This window comes from Streptomyces sp. NPDC000151 (assembly GCF_040301705.1).
Taxonomy (GTDB): domain Bacteria; phylum Actinomycetota; class Actinomycetes; order Streptomycetales; family Streptomycetaceae; genus Streptomyces.
This window is the reverse complement of record NZ_JBEPFC010000059.1, coordinates 1-14,614: the sequence shown is the minus strand read 5'-3', so window position 1 is coordinate 14,614 and position 14,614 is coordinate 1. Positions and strand designations below refer to the sequence as shown.

Below are 14,614 nucleotides of genomic sequence, written 5' to 3'. Positions count from 1 at the left end.
GGTGAGATGGTCGGGTGTGGGTGCGGCATGTCGTCCCCCGTTGGTGCGGTGCCGGTCAGTGGTGCCGTCGGGCGGGCAGATGGTCACGGACTTCTGGACGGTGATCACGGACTTCGCGGTGGTCTTCGGGCCTTCGGGCCTTCCGGTCTTCCGGCCTTCCGGTCGTCCGCGGAGGTCCGGATCTGGCGTACGGCTCGATCATGCGGCAAAGGCTGGATCGGTGCCGGAAGTTATCCACAGAAGGCGCGATTAGTCGTACAAGCGCCGAGCGTCTCTGTACCCGTCATGGAGGGTTTCGCCCGCGACCCGGCTCGGGGACGGGACTTCGCCCGGCGCCAGAAGGTAACGTCGGGGCGTGCCCGCCGACCCACCGCACCGTGCCGCCGACCCGCAGCGCAGGACCGTAGCGAGCCCGCAGAGCCGCGCGTCCGCGACCAGCGCGGTCGAGGTGCGCAGAAGCTCGCGGCGGCGGCGGACGGTCTCCGCGTACAGAGAGGGCGACCGGACCGTCGTCCTGATCCCGGCCCGGATGTCCGAGGCCGAGGAGCGTCGCTGGGTGACGGTCATGCTGGACAAGCTGGCCGCCCAGGAGAGCAAGCGGATGCTGGGCGACGACGAGCTGGCCGAGCGCGCCGAGCGGCTGTCGGCGCAGTACTTGGGCGGCCGGGCCCGCCCCGCGTCCGTGCGCTGGGTCACCAACCAGAACACCCGCTGGGGATCGTGCACTCCGGCCGAGGGCAGCATCCGGCTCTCGCACCGGCTGCAGGGGATGCCGGAGTACGTCATCGACTACGTGCTCGTGCACGAGCTGGCCCATCTGCTCGTGCCCGGACACGGTCCCAGCTTCTGGGAGCTGTTGACGGCGTACCCACGTACGGAGCGGGCGCGCGGCTACCTCGAAGGAGTGGTCGCCGCCGATCGGCTGCCGCACCTGCCCGCAGCGCGCAGCGAGTGACGGCGGGGCCGTCCCGACCGTCACTTTCGTGACAGAACCGTCGAGCCCCGGCATCGTGCCGCGTCCGGGCCGACGGTTAGCCTGACGTGCAAGGCAATCAAGCTCGGATGGGGGACGGTCGTTACGTATGGCCAGGGAATTCCAACGGGGCCACAAGGCCAGGATCAGTGACCTGACCGCAGGGACGGATCTGTACGTGGGCGTACGGATCGCCGGTCCCGGTCTGACCTTCGACATCAGCTGTTTCGGCCTCGACGCCGACGAAAAGCTGTCCGACGACCGGTACTTCATCTTCTTCAACCAGCCGAAGTCACCCGAGGAGTCCCTCCAGCAGCTCGGTGCGCAGGCCGGTGACACCGAGTCCTTCCGGGTCACGCTCGACCGGATCCCGCAGCACGTGCAGAAGCTGTCCTTCACCGCGGCGATCGATGGTGCGGGGCAGATGTCGCAGATCGGTCCGGGGTACATCCGGATCGTCGCCGGGGGAGAGGAAGTCGCGCGGTACTCCTTCACGGGGACCGAGTTCAGTACCGAGCGCGCCGTCATGCTCGGCGACTTCTACATGAAGGACGTGTGGCGCTTCGCGGCTGTCGGACAAGGGTTCGACGGCGGTCTGGAGGCGCTGCTGAAGAACTTCGGCGGTGAGGTCGCCGAGGAGGCGGAGGCCGCGCCGCAGCCGGACGCCGTTCCGGGCTTCGCGCCGCCCGCCGCCGCGGAGGCCGCGCCCGGTTTCGCGCCGCCCGCGGCCGCCGAGCCGGCCCCGGCTCCCGCCCCGGCCCCGGCACCCGGCTTCGGTGCCCCGCAGCCCACGGTCCCGGAGCCCGCGCAGCCGTACGCCACGCAGCCCGAGCCCGCCCTCGCCCAGCAGCCGGACGCGCCGCAGCAGCCCCATGCTCCCCAGCAGCCGGTGGCTCCGCAGCAGGACCGGCAGGCGCAGCTGCACGCGGCGCCGACCATCGCCGCTCCCCTGGCGCCGCCGGCCGGCGCACCGCCGCAGGCGCCGTACGGTACGCCGCAGGACGGCTCGCAGCAGGGGCAGGCCGCTCCCTACGGGGCCCCCGCCCCGGCGGCCCCCTATGGAGCGCCCGCGCCCTATCCGGGCCAGGCCGTGCCGCCGCCCGCCCAGCCCGGTCCGTACGGCCAGCAGCCGCCCGCCTACGGGCAGCCGGCGCCGCAGGGCAGCGGGCAGTACGCCGTGCCGCAGCAGGGCGGCCCCGGGCTGGAGGCCTCGCTGCAGAAGTACCGGGAGGCCGCCACGGGGCAGCGCTGGACGCCCCAGAGCGAGAAGCTGATCCGGGTCGACCTCGGCGTTGACGGGCAGCCGGTACTGGCCCGCCAGGGAAGCATGGTGCTCTACCAGGGCAAGGTCGACTTCAGCTACAAGGGCGCCGGCTTCCGCGGCCGCATCGTGGGCAACGCCACCGGCCAGGAGATGCAGCTGATGCGCTGCTCCGGCCAGGGCCAGGTCTTCTTCGCGGAGGACAGCGCCCATGTGCACCCCATCGAGCTGCAGGGCGACGCGATCTGCGTCAACGCCGAGAGCGTGCTGGCCTTCGACGAGTCGCTGCAGCACGAGGTGCGCCGTATCGAAGGGCACGGCATCCCCGGGGGCGCGCTGTTCACCATGCAGTTCCAGGGCACCGGCACGGTGGTCGTGAAGACCGCCGGCACGCCCGTCGTACTGCCCGTCACGCCGACCACCTTCGCGGACGCCAACGCCATCGTCGCGTGGTCCGCCGCCTCCCAGGTGATCATCTCCAGCCAGGTGCGGCTGCGCCGCAGCGCGTACCCCGGTCACTCGGGCGAGTCCGTGAACCTCCAGTTCCGGGGTGCTCCCGGCAACTTCATCGTCGTCCAGCCCTACGAGGTCTGAGGGAGCCCGTCATGACTCAGCAGCAGCTTTCGGGCTATGCCCCGACCGCACCCGTGGCCCGCATGGAGAACCACGGCAGTGCGATGGTGAAGATCGCCATGCAGAGCGGCCAGGACGTCTTCTGCCGCACCGGCTCGATGGTCGCCTACGAAGGCTTCGTCCAGTACGAGCCGAACCCGCCGGCCGTGCGCCAGGTGGCCTCCCAGTGGCTGACCGGCGAGGGCGCGCCCCTGATGAAGGCCAGCGGCGACGGCCTGCTCTACCTCGCCGACTACGGGGCGGACGTCGTGTGCCTCAATCTCAACGACGACGCCATCTCCGTGAACGGCACCAACCTGCTCGCGTTCGACGCGCACCTCCAGTGGGGCGTGCAGCGCGTCAAGGGGATGGCGAAGTTCGCGGGACAGGGATTGTTCAACGTGGGGATCGCGGGCACCGGATGGGTCGCGCTGACCTCGCGCGGCACGCCGATCGTCGTCGACTGCGGCCGCGGTGAGGACGAGACCTACGTGGACCCGGACGCGCTCGTGGCCTGGTCGACGAACCTGAACGTGAAGGGCAAGCGCAGCTTCAAGGCGTCCTCGATGATCGGGCGCGGCAGCGGCGAGGCGTACCAGCTCGGCTTCTCCGGCCAGGGCTTCGTGGTCGTACAGCCCAGCGAGGACAGCGCCGACCGGCTCCGGGCCCGGGGCTGAGGGGGAGGACTTCCGTAACCATGCAGAGCCCGCTTTTCGCCTACACAGAGGCGCAGACCCAGGACCGGTACGCGCTGCAGAACCCGCAGTTGCTGCGGGTCGCGCTGACCGGTCACGAGGACCTGCTCGCCCGTAAGGGCACGATGGTCGCCTATCAGGGGCTGCTCGAATTCGACGGGGAGTACCAGACCCCGAACCAGCAGCGGCGGCGCGCCCGGGCCGGCGAGGGCCTGGACCTGATGCGCGTCTCCGGACAGGGCACGGTCTACCTGGCCAACCTCGCCCAGCACGTCCACCTCGTGGACGTCGACCACGACGGGCTGACCGTCGACAGCAACTACGTGCTCGCGCTGGACTCCACGCTCCACTGGGAGGTCATCTCCGTGGACAGCCAGTACGGCATCTCCGGCACCGGCAAGTACCAGCTCAACATCTCGGGGCGGGGCAAGGTCGCGCTGATGACCTCGGGCCAGCCCTTGATGATGCAGGTGACGCCCGACAAGTACGTCAACGCCGACGCGGACGCGGTGGTCGCCTGGTCGACCTCGCTGCGCGTCCAGATGCAGGCGCAGACGCATTCCTCGGGCGTGTGGCGGCGCCGCGGCAGCACGGGCGAGGGCTGGGAGCTCAGCTTCCTCGGACAGGGCTACGCGCTCGTCCAGCCCAGCGAGCTGCTGCCGCCGCAGAACGCCGTCATCGGGCAGGGTCTCGCCGCCCAGTACGGGATGGGGCAGCGCGGCGCCCACGGGCAGAACCAGGGCAACATCTTCACCAACTGAGCAGGGCGCCTTCCGGGCGTCTCAGGGACGCGCGAGCGGGCCCGGCACCAACCGGTGCCGGGCCCGCTCGCCGCGCGTCCTACAGCAGCGTCCTCGTCCGCTCCACGAGCCGTACCACCGACTCGTCGGCCACGTCGGGCACCTCCTCGTAGGCGAACCAGCGCAGGTCCAGCGACTCGTCGCTGATCGCCTCCGTGGCGCCCTCCGGGGCCAGCGCGGCGTACTGCACGTCCAAGTGCCACGCGCAGGGCGTGTGATGGCGGTCCAGGCGCACCGGGCCGCCCTGCAGCAGCGTCAGCCCCCGGGCGATGCCGGACTCCTCGCGCGCCTCGCGCAGCGCCGCGTCCGCCAGCGTGGCGTCCTCGGGCTCGCAGTGGCCGCCCATCTGCAGCCACATCCGCAGCTTCTTGTGCAGCGTGAGCAGCACCCGGCCGCGCGACGGGTCGACCACCAGGGCGCTGGCGGTGATGTGCCCGTCGCCGCAGGGCTTCCACATGCCGTCCGGGTACGCGGCCAGGTGATCCAGATACGCCAGCCGCAGCCGCTCCTGGTCGGGAGCGGGCGCGGGCCACTCCTTCAGGACCCGCGCCGCGTCCTCATGAAGGCCGACGGTCACTTGGCGCCGTCGCCCTCGTCGCCGTCCTTGCGCTCGGAACCGTCGCCCTCGGAGCGCTCGCCCTCGGCGCCCTCGCGCTTGGTCAGGTCCGGAGTGCCGCCCCCGGCCGCGCCGCTCGCCGCCTCGCCGAGCATCTTGTCCAGCTCGGAGAAGTCCAGCTGCTCGCGGTGCACGAAGCCGTCCGGGTCGTCCAGGTCCTGCGCCGTGGGCAGCATGTCCGGGTGCGACCACAGCGCGTCCCGGCCCTCCAGGCCGCGCGCGTCCGTGAGCGAGGCCCACAGCCGCGAGGCGTCCCGCAGGCGCCGCGGGCGCAGCTCCAGGCCGATGAGCGTGGCGAAGGTCTGCTCGGCCGGGCCGCCGGTCGCCCGGCGCCGCCGCAACGTTTCGCGCAGCGCGTCGGCCGACGGCAGGTGCGGGGCCGCCGCGGCGTGCACCACCGCGTCCACCCAGCCCTCCACGAGCGCCAGCGCCGTCTCCAGACGGGCCAGCGCGGCCTTCTGCTCCGGGGTGTCCTCGGGCTGGAACATGCCCTGCTGCAGCGCGTCCTGCAGCTGCTCCGGATGCGCCGGGTCGAGCTGGCCGACCGCGTCCTCCAGCTTGCTGGTGTCGACCTTGATGCCGCGTGCGTAGCCCTCGACCGCACCGAAGAGGTGCGAGCGCAGCCACGGTACGTGGGCGAAGAGACGCTGGTGGGCGGCCTCGCGCAGGGCCAGGTACAGCCGCACCTCCTCGGGCGGCACACCCAGGCCGGAGCCGAGCGCCTCGGCGTTGCCCGGCAGCAGGGCGGCCTTGCCCGACGGGCCCAGCGGCAGCCCGACGTCCGTGGAACCGACGACCTCGCCGGCCAGCGTGCCGAGCGCCTGCCCGATCTGGGTACCGAACATCGCACCGCCCATGGAGCGCATCATCCCGAGCAGCGGGCCGGCCATGGCCTGCATCTCCTCGGGGAGCACGTCGCCCATCGCGGCGCCGACGCGCTCGGCGACCGGGTCGACCAGCTCCTGCCACACCGGGAGGGTCTCCTCGACCCACTCGGCGCGGCTCCAGGCGACCACGCTGCCCGCGCCCGACGGCAGCGACGTCACGCCGTCCAGCCACAGGTCCGCCAGGCGCACGGCCTCCTCGACCGCGGCCCGGTCACCGGGCGACACGCTGGCGTCCTTGCTGCCGTCCGGGGCGCCCTGCGCCACCGTCTGGCGCGCGATGTCCTTGGCCATCTCCCAGTTCACCGGGCCGCCCTCGTACGAGAGCATCTGGCCGAGCTTCTGGAAGGCGGCTCCGAGGTCGCCAGGGTTCATCTCGCCCCCGGGCCCGCCCATGCCGCCGAAGAGCGCCGCGAACGGATTGTCCGCGCCGCCGCTCCCGCCGCCGAACCCGAACGGATTCGCGGGGCCCTGGTTACCTCCCTGGCCGCCCTTCTGCTTGCCGTTGTCGCCGTCCTCCGGCTCCTCCGGCGGAAGGCCGAATCCGAATGGGTTGTCACTCACGGGTTTCCTCGGCTCGTAGGGCCGCCGGCCCCGGGCCGACGGCGGCTGCCCGACATTCCCTTCCAGCCTAGAGGGTGTCCGGCCGTTCTCCGCGGCCGCGGAGAAGACGGTCCGGCGCCCCCTGTGACACCCGCGCCGCTCCGGGGCTCGGTGCTTGGCTGTCGGGGTGCCTGCGGCAGGATGGACGCACGCTGGTCCGTACGCGCCGGTGCGCATACGTACTGAAGACAACCGCTGGAGACGCCCGGTGAGTTCCCCAGATCCGACCGTTCGCGCAGCGCGAAACAGTGCTGCCAGGCCCGAGAAGACGCCCGATACGACCGTCCCCGCGGCAGCAGCGCCGCAGCACCGCCCCGTCGTGGCGGTCACCGGCGCCGCCTCCGGCATCGGCGCGCTGCTGACCCGCGCCCTGCTGGAGTCCGATGAGGTCAAGCGGGTCGTGGCCATCGATGAGCGGCGCGGGGACGACGAGGACGCCGACTGGCACGTACTGGATGTCCGCGACCCCGCCATCGCCGAGAAGCTCCGGGGCGCCGACGTCGTCGTCCACCTGGCGCTCGACCTCGACCTGGAGACCGACCCCGCAGCGCGCACCGCGTACAACGTGCGCGGCACCCAGACCGTCCTGACCGCGGCCGCCGCGGCCGGCGTGCACCGGGTCGTCCTGTGCACCTCCGCGATGGTCTACGGGGCGCTGCCCGACAACGACGTCCCGCTCTCCGAGGACGCCGAACTGCGCGCGACCGCGGACGCCACCGGGGTCGGCGACCTCATGGAGATCGAACGGCTGGCGCACCGGGCGCCGCGCGCCCACCCCGGACTGAACGTCACCGTGCTGCGCCCCGCCGTCCTCGTGGGCGGCACCGACACCGCGCTGACCCGGTACTTCGAGTCACCGCGCCTCTTGGTCGTCGCGGGCTCCCGCCCCACCTGGCAGTTCTGCCACGTGGAGGACCTGGTGAGCGCCCTGGAGTACGCCGCGCTGGAGAAGGTCGAGGGCGAGCTGGCCGTGGGCTGCGACGGCTGGCTGGAGCAGGAGGAGGTCGAGGAGCTCACCGGCATCCGCAGGATGGAGCTGCCCTCCTCGGTGGCCCTCGGCGCCGCCGCCCGGCTGCACCGGATCGGGCTCACGCCCTCGCCCGCCGGCGACCTGGCGTACACGATGCACCCGTGGGTGGTCAGCGGCAGCCGGCTGCACGAAGCGGGCTGGCGGCCCGGCTGGACCAATGAAGAGGTGCTCGCCGAGCTCCTGGAGGAGGTCGCGGGGCGGCACACGGTGGCCGGGCGCCGGCTGGGCCGGAAGGACGCCACCGCCGCCGGTGCTGCGGGGGCGACCGTCGCGCTGCTGGGTACCGCCGCGCTCGTACGCCGCGCCCGTAAGGCCCGGCGGCGCCTCTGAGCCAGCGCGGCGGCGCCTCTCGGGGCACGCGCGCCACAGGAGTGCCGGGAACCGTACGGAAGCGGCGGCTCCCTCCGGACGGCGGGAATGCGTCGTCCGTACACGGCAGCAGTCCCCCTACGGTCTGGTAGGACCCTCCATAAGGCGGTCGGTACACCAGGTGAAACAGCCATTCCCCCGCGCCGCGTCCGTGGGGCACGATGGGCCCATGTCTGGTACGAACCACCACCCGTCGCCGCACCCCGATCACCCCGGTGAGCAGGGGACGGCGGATCCGATCCGGCTGCTGGGCATCCGGGACACGCCGCTGTCCGTGGACGAGGTGTTCACGGCCGTCGGGGACGCCGCGTCCGGCGGGACCGCCCTGTTCGTCGGCACCGTCCGCTCGCACGACGGCGGCTCGGACGTCGACGGGCTCGGCTACTCCGCACACCCGACGGCCGAGGCGGAGCTCCGCCGGGTCGCGGAGAAGGTGGCCGCGGAATTCCCCGTCCGGGCGCTGGCCGCGGTCCACCGAGTGGGGGATCTGCGCATCGGTGACCTCGCGGTCGTCGTGGCGGTGTCCTGCCCGCACCGGGGGGAAGCGTTCGAGGCGTGCAGACGGCTCATCGACGACCTCAAGCACGAGGTCCCGATCTGGAAGCACCAGACGTTTTCGGACGGGACAGAGGAGTGGGTGGGGGCCTAGCGCAGCCCTCTCGGGGCGCGCGACGTGGTCGGTTCGCTCCCATGGCGTAAAGAAAGCGTGTAGGACGCATTCATGGGGCGCACGGGAGCGGTGAGCTGCCCGTAAGTGGGTACGCGCCCTCTACGGGCGCCCCGCCGCAGACGCCCGGTGATCAGCCGGACAGCCGACATCGTCCTCCGGTTGCGTAACCCGCCCCCGGGCCTGAGCGTTGAGCTGTCGGATGGTTAATCTGCTTATTCGTCGTTGCGGTTGTGTACAAGGGGTCGGGAGGCCGCTATGGGTGCGCTTCTCTGGTTGGTGATTCCGGTTCTCGCCGCACTGGCCGCCGTCGTGTGGAGTACCTGGACCATGAGGTACCGCAAGGCCGGGGACGTCGCGGAGCTCGCCGGGTACGCCCGTTTCCGGGAGGCCATGGAGCGCGAGGACGTGCCGCCCGTGGAGGTCCGTTCCGACGCGGCCTGAGCCCCGTACGGACGGCCCCGCGGGCCGCTTGTCATACCCGTCCCGTACTGTCGTTCCATGCCACGCCGGACCGCGACGCTCCTCGCTTCGACCCTCATGCTGATCGCGCTGCTGTGCGCCGGGGTGCTGATTCCCGTGCCGTACGCGCAGATGACGCCGGGGCCCACGGTCAACACCCTCGGCGATCACGCGGGCGAGCCGGTGCTGCAGATCGACGGCCGCAAGACGTACCCGACGTCCGGTCATCTCAACATGACGACGGTCCGCGTCACCGGCCCGGACTACCGCATGAACCTCTTCGAGGCGGCGTACGGCTGGCTGGCGCACGACAGCGCCGTGGTGCCGCACAAGACGCTCTACCCGGACAACCAGACGGCCGAGCAGGCCGACCAGGAGAACGCCGAGGAGTTCAGCCAGTCCCAGGAGAGCGCCAAGGTGGCGGCCCTGGACGAGCTGCACATCCCGGTGAACTCACAGGTCGTGGTCGCCTCGGTCATGAAGGACACCCCGGCCGACGGCACGCTGCACGCCGGTGACGTCATCAAGGCGGTGGACGGTACGGCGGTGAAGCGGCCGGCGGACGTCGCCGGGCTGGTCACGAAGCGCAAGGCGGGCGAGAAGGTCAGCTTCACGCTGGTCCCGGCCAAGGAAGCGGCCGCGGCGGAGAAGAAGGGCGAGAAGCCCTCCGGCGGCCGCCAGGTCTCGCTGACGACCAAGAAGGCCACGGACGGCCGGGCCATCGTCGGCATCCAGGCCGGCCTCGATCACACGTTCCCGTTCGACATCGACATCAAGCTCGCCGATGTCGGCGGTCCGAGCGCGGGCCTGATGTTCGCCCTCGGGATCGTCGACAAGCTCACGCCCACCGACCTGACCGGCGGCAACTTCGTGGCGGGCACGGGCACGATCGACGACAAGGGCAGGGTCGGGCCGATCGGCGGCATCTCCATGAAGATCGTCGCGGCCCGCGACAAGGGCGCCGCGTACTTCCTCACCCCGAAGGACAACTGCGCCACCGCGGCCAAGGACACCCCGGACGGGCTCCGGCTCGTCAAGGTGAACACCATTCACGACGCGATGCAGGCGCTGACGAAGATCCGCAAGGGCGACACGGCGCACTTGCCCAGCTGCACGCCTGCCGCGCACTCCTGACGGCAGCTCGGGGCCGTACGGGCGCTCCTGCCGAGCGCCCCGAGCCCCCCGTAAGCGCCCCGAGCCCCCCGTAAGCGCCCCGAGCCCCCGTAAGCGCCCCGAGCCCCCCGCGAGCGCGCCCCTGAGCCGCCGAGCCCCCCGGGGCGCTGGACCGGCTACTCCTCGAACGTCGCCGTCAGGGCCTCCGCCAGGCCCGGTACGAGATCGGCTCCGGTGAGCACCTCGGCGGTGGAGTCCTTCTCGCGCAGCCGCAGCGCCGACTCGCGCCGGCCGTCGCGCAGCACCGCCACGGTCATCCGGACCTCCTGGCGTTCGGGGTGTTCGGCGACCCACTTGGCGAGCGCGTCCTCGTCCATGCCGGCCGGCACGGACTCCTCGGCGGACGGCGGCAGCATCAGCCGCTCCACGGTCATGGCGCAGCCGGCCACCGCGTCGGGCCAGGCGATGGTGCCGAGGAATTCGTCGAGCGGGACGGTCGGGGGGACCTCGTCCTGCTCCACGGGGGTCAGGGAGGCGTCGGCGTTCTCGTCGATGCCCAGCTGGGCGGCGAGCGCGGGCTCTTCGTCGCGCAGGCGCGCGGTGTCTACGAGGGCGAACAGTCGGGCGGGCTGGTCCCAGCCGATCCCGGCGGCGTACTCGTCGATTTCGAGCACGGCGCGGGTCAGTGGGTCGGCGGCGAGAGGGGTGCCGTCAACGGGGAGGTTGGTCATGTGGAATATCGTGCCCTGAACTTCCCGGAAAACGGGAACCGGGTAAAGCCTTAGTAAGTTGCAAGAGTGGGTCCTACTATCACCGGGCCCGCTTCATACGACAGCGAACTTCGAGGTGCGCACCTTGGCTTTCCAGATGCCGGACCGCGGCTCAGGCCCCGCCGGGCCACGGACGAGAGTGGGCCGCCCGTCCCGGCGGATGCGGACCGGGCTCCTGACCCTGGGCGTGCTGGCTGTGCTGGCCATGCTCTTCGTGATGTTCTCCGGGTTCTGGACCGACTGGCTGTGGTACCGCTCGGTGAAGTACTCCTCGGTCTTCACCACGACCCTGTGGACCAAGATCGGTCTGTTCTTCTTCTTCGGCGTGCTGATGGCGGCCGCCATCGGGGTCAACGTCTGGCTGGCCCACCGGCTCCGCCCGCCGCTCAGCGCCATGTCGCTGGAGCAGCAGAGCCTGGACCGCTACCGCATGAGCATCGCGCCCTACAAGAAGTGGGTGCTGGTCGCGGTCACCGCGCTGGTCGGCCTGATCGCCGGCGCGTCCGCCTCCAGCCAGTGGCGCACCTGGCTGCAGTGGGTCAACGGCGTGCCGTTCGGCCAGAAGGACCCGCAGTTCCACGAGGACATCTCCTTCTACTCCTTCGACCTGCCGTGGTTCCGCTTCCTGCTGAGCTTCGGCTTCGCCTGTGTGGTGCTGTGCCTGATCGCCGCGGCGCTCACGCACTACCTGTACGGCGGCCTGCGCGTCACGAGCCCCGGTTCCCGCGCCACCGCCGCGGCCACGGGCCACCTGTCGGTGCTGCTGGGCATCTTCGTGTCGCTCAAGGCGATGGCGTACTGGCTCGACCGGTACGGCCTCGCGGTGAAGTCCAGCGGCCTGAAGTCCGCCGAGGGCTGGACGGGCCTGCGGTACGTCGACGCGCACGCCTACCTGCCGGCGAAGACGATCCTGTTCTTCATCGCCGCCATCTGTGCCGTGCTCTTCTTCGCCACCCTGTGGCGGCGGACCTGGCAGCTGCCGGTCATCGGCTTCGGCCTGATGGTGCTCTCGGCGGTCCTCATCGGCGGGCTGTACCCGGCGATCGTGCAGAAGTTCCAGGTCCAGCCCAACGAGCAGGCCAAGGAAGCGCCGTTCATCAAGGAGAACATCAAGGCCACGCGGGACGCGTACGGCATCGACGGCTCCCACGTCACGGGCTACAAGGGCGACTACAAGCCCAAGGACAAGACGGACAACGAGCGGCTGCGGGACGCGGCGGACACCACGGCGAGCATGCGCCTGCTGGATCCGAACGTCGTCTCGCCCACCTTCCAGCAGCAGCAACAGGTCCGCGGGTACTACCAGTTCCCCGCCACGCTCGACGTCGACCGGTACAAGGACGGCGCCGGCAAGGAGCAGGACACCGTCATCGGCCTGCGCGAGCTGAACATCGCCGGCATCCCCGAGCGCAACTGGATCAACGACCACTTCAAGTACACCCACGGGTACGGCGCGGTCACCGCCAAGGGGACCGGCACGGTCAATGAGGGCGAGCCGGACTACACCGAGAAGAACCTCCCCGCCAAGGGCCACCTCCCCAAGCACGAGCAGCGCGTCTACTACGGCGAGAAGACCACGCAGTACTCCATCGTCGGCGGGCCGCAGCAGGAGCTGGACTACTCCGACGACAGCGGCGAGAAGAGCTACAGCTACAAGGGCAAGAGCGGGGTGAACCTCGCCAACCCGGTCAACCGCGCGGCGTACGCCGTGGCCTTCGGCGAGCCGCAGATCCTGTACTCGGGCGCCATCGGCGAGGGCTCGCGCGTCCTGTACAACCGCACGCCCAAGGAGCGCGTGGAGTCGGTCGCGCCGTGGCTCACCATCGACGGCGACGCGTATCCGGCGGTGGTCGACGGCCGCATCAAGTGGATCGTCGACGCGTACACCACGAGCAACGGCTATCCGTACTCCTCGCGGACCACGCTCGGGGACACCACGGCGGATTCGCTGACCGACGGCCAGCGCGCGGTGGTCGCCCAGCAGAACCAGGTCAACTACATCCGCAACTCCGTCAAGGCGACGGTCGACGCGTACGACGGCTCGGTCAAGCTCTACCAGTGGGACAAGAAGGACCCGGTCCTGAAGACCTGGATGAAGGCGTTCCCCGGCACGGTCGAGCCCAAGTCGAAGATCAGCAACCAGCTGATGGAGCACCTGCGGTACCCGCAGGACCTCTTCAAGGTGCAGCGCCAGCTGCTGACCACGTACCACGTCACCGACGCGAACACCTTCTACACCGGCAGCGAGCGCTGGCAGATCCCGAACGACCCGACGACCAAGTCGGCGACCGCGGTTCCGCCGTACTACCTCAGTATGAAGATGCCGGACCAGAAGAACCAGACGTTCTCGCTGACGACGACGTTCACGCCCAACAAGCGGGACAACCTCGGGGCGTTCATGGCGGTCGACGCCAACGCCAAGAGTCCGGACTACGGGAAGATCAGAATCCTCAAACTCCCGTCCGAGACCACGGTCCCCGGGCCACAGCAGGTGCAGTCGAAGTTCAACTCCGACGACACGGTCGCCAAGACGCTCAACATCCTCAAGAAGGGCGACTCGGAGATCGAGTACGGCAATCTGCTCACCGTCCCCCTGGACGGCGGCCTGCTGTACGTCGAGCCGGTCTATCTGCGCGGCGCGGGCACCAACTACCCGCTGCTGAAGAAGGTGCTCGTCAGCTACGGCAACAAGGCCGCCTTCGAGAACAGCCTCGGTGAGGCGCTGGACGTGGTGTTCGGGAAGAAGGCACCGAACGTCGGCGACGGCGACGAGGAGACCACGCCGCCGGACACGGGCAGTACGACACCGCCCTCGGACCAGACGGTGCAGGGCGCCCTGGACGACGCCCAGCAGGCGTACGAGGACGGCGAGAAGGCCCGCGAGTCGGGCGACTGGGCCGGCTACGGCGAGGCGCAGAAGAAGCTGAAGGCCGCGCTGGACCGGGCCGCCGCCGCGGAGAAGAAGGCGGGGGAGAAGGCCGGTTCGTCGGACAAGGGCGGTGCGGACAAGGGGGACAAGCAGGGCGGCTGACCGCGGATTATGGCTCCACCTCCGCGCCGTGGTACCTTAAATACACAACGGCGCGGGGTGGAGCAGCTCGGTAGCTCGCTGGGCTCATAACCCAGAGGTCGCAGGTTCAAATCCTGTCCCCGCTACTGAAAAGATGAAGGCCCGGATTCGCAAGGATCCGGGCCTTCGTCATGCGTGTCGTCAGGTATGTGCGCGTTAAACCACCCGCATTGGGGAGACTGGTGTCCTGAGCGTTTGGCATGTCGTCGTGTCGGGAAGTCGACAAAACGCTGAAGTGACCTCACTGGCTGCGGTATACCAGGTGTACCCGGGCTTCGGGTGGTGCGACGATGGCCCTTATGGGGGACAAGGCAAGGTTGTTGGAGACAGGACCATTTGTGCATGCGCCCGACGACGGGCGCGAATCCGAGCTGCCGCCGCCCGCGAGGGACGCGGCCGATATGGCCGAAACGGCCGACGCCACGGAGTCGCCCGAGGCGACCGAGGCCATGGACGAGGTGGGCCACCGGCAGGCCGCCGCCGCGGGCGACCCCGGGGCGGCGAGCATGCTCGGCGCGATGCTGCTGCGCCGCGGTGATCTGGACGGCGCCGAACCGTGCCTGCGCGCCGCCACCGTCGCGGGCGACCGGGCCGCCGCCAACAACCTCGGAGTCCTGCTGCACCAGCGCGGGTACGCCGACGAGGCGGCCGGCTGGTGGCGCATCGCCGCCGTCGCCGGCTCCGCCGCC

12 protein-coding genes, 1 tRNA gene and 1 pseudogene are annotated in these 14,614 nt (G+C 70.7%); 11 read left to right on the top strand and 3 right to left on the bottom strand.

The window, feature by feature from the left end; genetic code table 11:
• Window positions 1–355: 355 nt before the first annotated feature.
• From ABT381_RS18265 to ABT381_RS18250, 4 genes are all read left to right on the top strand, one after another.
• Complete coding sequence (locus ABT381_RS18265) at window positions 356–955, top strand: M48 metallopeptidase family protein (protein ID WP_031067354.1); 600 nt, start codon at window positions 356–358, stop codon at window positions 953–955.
• Window positions 956–1,082: 127 nt separating this feature from the next.
• On the top strand, window positions 1,083–2,828 hold the full coding sequence (locus ABT381_RS18260; RefSeq protein ID WP_351594880.1) for a TerD family protein: 1,746 nt from the start codon (window positions 1,083–1,085) through the stop codon (window positions 2,826–2,828).
• A gap of 11 nt (window positions 2,829–2,839) precedes the next feature.
• Complete coding sequence (locus ABT381_RS18255; protein WP_351594877.1) at window positions 2,840–3,523, top strand: AIM24 family protein; 684 nt, start codon at window positions 2,840–2,842, stop codon at window positions 3,521–3,523.
• Between the two features lie 20 nt (window positions 3,524–3,543).
• A complete protein-coding gene (locus ABT381_RS18250; RefSeq protein WP_031067362.1) occupies window positions 3,544–4,302 on the top strand; it encodes an AIM24 family protein in 759 nt (252 codons plus the stop codon).
• Between the two features lie 79 nt (window positions 4,303–4,381).
• Here ABT381_RS18250 and ABT381_RS18245 read toward each other — a convergent pair whose 3' ends face one another.
• Window positions 4,382–4,918: an NUDIX hydrolase gene (locus ABT381_RS18245; protein WP_351594873.1), complete on the bottom strand. Its 537-nt coding sequence runs from the start codon at window positions 4,916–4,918 to the stop codon at window positions 4,382–4,384.
• Window positions 4,915–6,405, bottom strand: a complete 1,491-nt coding sequence (locus tag ABT381_RS18240; RefSeq protein ID WP_351594870.1) for a zinc-dependent metalloprotease — start codon at window positions 6,403–6,405, stop codon at window positions 4,915–4,917. Before ABT381_RS18240 ends, ABT381_RS18245 begins: the two co-directional genes overlap by 4 nt.
• A gap of 247 nt (window positions 6,406–6,652) precedes the next feature.
• On the opposite strand from ABT381_RS18240, the gene ABT381_RS18235 reads away from it, so the two are divergent.
• From ABT381_RS18235 to ABT381_RS18220, 4 genes are all read left to right on the top strand, one after another.
• On the top strand, window positions 6,653–7,804 hold the full coding sequence (locus ABT381_RS18235; RefSeq protein ID WP_351594867.1) for an SDR family oxidoreductase: 1,152 nt from the start codon (window positions 6,653–6,655) through the stop codon (window positions 7,802–7,804).
• Window positions 7,805–8,012: 208 nt separating this feature from the next.
• Window positions 8,013–8,492, top strand: coding sequence for a molybdenum cofactor biosynthesis protein MoaE (locus ABT381_RS18230; protein ID WP_351594864.1), 480 nt, complete (start codon window positions 8,013–8,015; stop codon window positions 8,490–8,492).
• A gap of 276 nt (window positions 8,493–8,768) precedes the next feature.
• Entirely contained in the window at window positions 8,769–8,954 is a 186-nt protein-coding gene (locus ABT381_RS18225) for a hypothetical protein (RefSeq protein WP_351594861.1), read from the top strand.
• Window positions 8,955–9,011: 57 nt separating this feature from the next.
• Entirely contained in the window at window positions 9,012–10,106 is a 1,095-nt protein-coding gene (locus ABT381_RS18220) for a YlbL family protein (RefSeq protein ID WP_351594858.1), read from the top strand.
• A gap of 155 nt (window positions 10,107–10,261) precedes the next feature.
• Here the strand turns inward: ABT381_RS18220 and ABT381_RS18215 are convergent, their stop codons facing one another.
• Window positions 10,262–10,816 carry a PPA1309 family protein gene (locus ABT381_RS18215; protein ID WP_351594855.1) on the bottom strand — a complete coding sequence of 185 codons (555 nt, stop codon included), beginning with the start codon at window positions 10,814–10,816 and terminating at the stop codon, window positions 10,262–10,264.
• Window positions 10,817–10,952: 136 nt separating this feature from the next.
• Here ABT381_RS18215 and ABT381_RS18210 point away from each other — a divergent pair, with 136 nt between their 5' ends.
• From ABT381_RS18210 to ABT381_RS18200, 3 genes and pseudogenes are all read left to right on the top strand, one after another.
• Window positions 10,953–13,886, top strand: coding sequence for a UPF0182 family membrane protein (locus ABT381_RS18210; protein WP_351594933.1), 2,934 nt, complete (start codon window positions 10,953–10,955; stop codon window positions 13,884–13,886).
• A gap of 51 nt (window positions 13,887–13,937) precedes the next feature.
• Window positions 13,938–14,011: transfer RNA gene (locus ABT381_RS18205), tRNA-Met, on the top strand.
• 204 nt (window positions 14,012–14,215) lie between these two features.
• Window positions 14,216–14,614, top strand: a pseudogene (locus tag ABT381_RS18200) (sel1 repeat family protein); the annotation flags it as partial.